The sequence below is a fragment of the Nocardia sp. NPDC004722 genome (assembly GCF_053601505.1).
The window spans coordinates 1-3,547 of the sequence record NZ_JBSGBY010000752.1; the positions used below are offsets into that span (position 1 = coordinate 1).

Genomic DNA, 3,547 nt, shown 5'->3' on the forward strand with positions numbered 1-3,547 from the left:
CGTGCCATGGCAGGGCATCAGCGCCGAACTCATCACCGCGCGTTGGGGATTCAGCCGCGCCCAGCTCGACGACTACGCGCTCGACAGCCCGCCTGATAGGTCCGCGCCACCAGCGCGGACCGCAGGTACCACAGTCCCGACGCCTGGGCCGGATCGAAGCCGGTCAGCTGCCCGATCCGCTTGAGTCGATAGTCCACGGTATTGGTGTGCACGTGCAGCATCCGCGCGGTGCGCTGCCGGTTGAGGTTGTTGCTGATGTGCGATTGCAGGGTCTCGAGCAGTTCGGTGTGCTCGTCGAGCGGGTCCAGCAGCGATCCGAGGTGATCGCGCCCCGGGCCCGGCCGGGTCAGCTGGTATTCCAGCGCCAGTTCGTCGAATCGGAACAGCCCGCGCATCAGCCGTAGTCGGTGCACGATGTCCAGCAGTTCGTGCGCCTGCTCCGAGGCGTTCGGAATCTGCTGCGGCACAGCGGAAACCAGGGTCGCGGTGATCGGCACCCGGGCCGCGCGCGAAAGCTGTTCGACGAGTTCGTCGAGCTGTTCGTCGTCCAGCGCGTTGCACGGCACCAGCAGGGTGCCGCCGTCCACGCTCAACAGCGACAGCACCGCGTCCGGATACCGGGTGGCCAGCTCCGCCTGTACCCGGCGCAGCTTGCGCCGCGCCACCACCGCGCCGTCGACGGTGGGGGAGTGCTCCTCGGGATGTTCCGGAATCGACAGCGCCAGTACGTGATACCGCTCGGCGATCTCGATCCCGCATTCCCGCGCCATGGTGGAGGTGCTGTGCCCGCCCAGCAGCGCGGAGGTCAGCGTGTGCACGGCGGTGTGATGTTCGCTGACCACGGCCCGCAGTTCCCGCACGTAGGCCATGGCGACCGCGGAGGTCATCCGGTCCAGCAGTTCCACCACGAGCTTGGCCCCGCCCATGATGTTGTCCATATCGGCGGCGGCGATCACGAGGGTGGCGTCGCCGTCCTTGCCTTCCTGGCGGATGTGCCGCGACATGGCATTGGCCATCACCAGTTCGGACCCGATCTTGAAGCCCTCGTGGATGGCGTGGTGGATGGTGTCGATCGGGATGCCCTCGCGCGCCCACTGGGCGGCGGCCTCCTCCAGGCGTTTGGTCTGCTGCGGGATATCGCGCCCGTCCAGCATGCCCACGGCCAGTTCCAGGCACATGCGGGTGATGGCGGTGACGTCGCCGTGAATCGCGTCGCCGGGCAGCGTCCCGCACGGGGCGACCGTCTCGACGAAATGCCCGACCATGTGCTGCGCGATCCCGCGCACATCCTTGAGCGGCGACGATATCGGGTTGCCCGAGACCGTGAGTCCCGCCCGGGTCGGAATTTCCACGGACATCCGTGACTCCCTTCCACCCCCGGGTTGTGCCCCGTCCGGGACCTGAAACGCTAACGCATGCCGCATTTTCGAGCGGCGGGTTGATCTCCTCCTGTGAAGCACAGTAATGCCCTCCCGGCGAACTTGTGACTTCTCACATGCGCCAGGGGTTCCCGGTATGACAGTGAAACGTTGTCGGGTGGAATCATCGTCGCATGATCGAAGGGCCTGAAAGTGACACCGAACCACTCCTTCGACTCCACGCCGCCCCGAATGTTGTTGTATTCCCGGGTGGACAGGGCAACGGACGTTCGGGTAGTTCGCGGGGCGAAATGGTTAATGTAAGCCATGACCAGATTCGATGAGGCACAGGGCATTCGGGCCGGGGAAACGGTTCGGCTGGATGAACAGCCGTTGGGGGCGGTGCATTACCGGCTGGTCGCGCTGGTCGGAATGGGATTGTTCTTCGATCTGTACGAGCTGTTCCTGGCGGGGACCATTACCGGGGTCTTCAAACAGCAGATGCATCTGTCGACGTATCAGCTCAGCGGAATCCTCGCCTCGGCGTTCGCGGGTCAGTTTCTCGGCGCGCTGGTGATCGGACGGCTGTCGGACGTTTTCGGCCGCCGCCGCATGTTCATGGTGAATATCGGCCTGTACGCGGGGTTCACGTTGCTGGGCGCGTTCAGCCCGAACGTCTGGTTCCTGATGGCGACGCGGGCGCTGGCGGGTCTGGGCATCGGTGCGGAGATGACGGTGTCGGACACCTACCTGTCCGAGACCATGCCCGCCCGGGTGCGTGGGCGGATGATCGCCATCGCCTACACCCTCGGCTTCTGTGCCGTGCCCACCGTCGGATTCCTGGCGCGCTGGCTGGTTCCGTTGCACCCCTTGGGGATCGAGGGCTGGCGCTGGCTGTTCGTGTTCGGCGGACTCGGCGCGGCACTGGTGTTCGTGGCGCGCCGCCACATGCCGGAATCGCCGCACTGGGAGGCCGGGCGGACGCGGGAACGGGTGCCGTTCACCGAGATCCTGCGCAAGCCGTTCCGCGGCCGCACCGCCCTGTTCTCGGCGGTGATGATCCTGCAGGTGTTCGGCTACTACGGCTTCGGCACCCTGGCCGTCCTGGTGTTGCAGCACAAGGGATTCACGGTGGTGAACTCGCTGGGGTATCTGGCGATCACCTATCTCGGCTATCCGCTCGGCTCGCTGCTGGCGATCCCGCTGATCGAGCGCGTGGAACGCAAATACCTGGTGATGGCCAGCGCCGCGCTGATGGCGGTCTTCGGCCTGGTCTTCGGTTTCGCCACCGCGATACCGCTGATCCTGTTGTCCGGCGGCGCGTTCACGCTGGCCAGCAATGTGTTCTCCGACGCCATCCACACCTATCTGCCGGAGTCCTTCCCGACCAGCGTGCGCGGCACGGCGTCGGGCGCGACCTACTCGCTGTCGAAGCTGTCCACCGCCGTGCAGCCGTTCCTGCTGCTGCCGTTGCTGGATCGGCGCGGGCCGGGCACGGTGTTCACGATCATCACCGTCGCACTGGTGGTGATGGTGGTGCTGATCGGCGTCTGGGGTCCGCGCACGGGACGCGAATCCCTCACCGCCGCATAGCGACTCCCTCATCGGCGTCGATGCCGGTGCCGGGGATGGCGTCCAGCAGACGCTGGGTGTAGGGATCGGTCGGTGCGGTGAGGACCTGCCCGGCCGCGCCCTGTTCGACGACCTTCCCGGCGCGCATCACGAGCACGTCGTGGGCGAGGGCGTGGACCACGGCGAGGTCGTGGGAGATGAACAGATAGCTGATGCCCAGGCGGTCCTGGAGATCCGACAGCAGGGTCAGGATCTGGTTCTGCACAAGGACATCCAGCGCCGAGACGGGTTCGTCGCAGACCACCAGGCGCGGTTCGACGGCGAGGGCGCGGGCGATGGCCACGCGCTGACGCTGGCCGCCGGAGAGTTCGTGCGGGTAGCGCTGGGTGACGGTGGCGGGCAGCGCCACCTGGTCGAGGAGTTCGGCGACGCGGGCGCGGCGGGCGGCGCGATCGTGGGTTCCGAAGGCGCGCAAGGGTTCGGCGATGAGGCGCTCGACCGTCCACATCGGGTCGTGGGAGGAGTAGGGCGAGACCGGTGTCTTCCAGGGCATCCCCGTCATGAACTACAACGACGCGGACGTGCCGTTCACCCGCATCATCGAGCCGCGCCACTTC

General features: G+C 66.7%; 2 protein-coding genes and 2 pseudogenes. 2 read left to right on the top strand and 2 right to left on the bottom strand.

The window, feature by feature from the left end; genetic code table 11:
- Nucleotides 1–50 precede the first annotated feature (50 nt).
- On the bottom strand, nt 51–1,358 hold the full coding sequence (locus tag ACWELQ_RS41175; protein WP_452402414.1) for a PucR family transcriptional regulator: 1,308 nt from the start codon (nt 1,356–1,358) through the stop codon (nt 51–53).
- Nucleotides 1,359–1,685: 327 nt separating this feature from the next.
- Here ACWELQ_RS41175 and ACWELQ_RS41180 point away from each other — a divergent pair, with 327 nt between their 5' ends.
- Entirely contained in the window at nt 1,686–2,951 is a 1,266-nt protein-coding gene (locus ACWELQ_RS41180; RefSeq protein ID WP_452402415.1) for an MFS transporter, read from the top strand.
- Here the strand turns inward: ACWELQ_RS41180 and ACWELQ_RS41185 are convergent.
- Nucleotides 2,938–3,462, bottom strand: a pseudogene (locus ACWELQ_RS41185) (ATP-binding cassette domain-containing protein); the annotation flags it as partial. The gene ACWELQ_RS41180 and the pseudogene ACWELQ_RS41185 overlap by 14 nt on opposite strands.
- Between ACWELQ_RS41185 and ACWELQ_RS41190 the strand changes: the two are divergent.
- Nucleotides 3,461–3,547: pseudogene (locus tag ACWELQ_RS41190) on the top strand (UDP-galactopyranose mutase); the annotation flags it as partial. The pseudogenes ACWELQ_RS41185 and ACWELQ_RS41190 overlap by 2 nt on opposite strands.

Coding starts and splice junctions, on each gene's coding strand:
- ACWELQ_RS41180 (WP_452402415.1), top strand. CDS start 1,686: ATGACCAGATTCGATGAGGCACAGGGCATTCGGGCCGGGGAAACGGTT.
- ACWELQ_RS41175 (WP_452402414.1), bottom strand. CDS start 1,358: ATGTCCGTGGAAATTCCGACCCGGGCGGGACTCACGGTCTCGGGCAAC.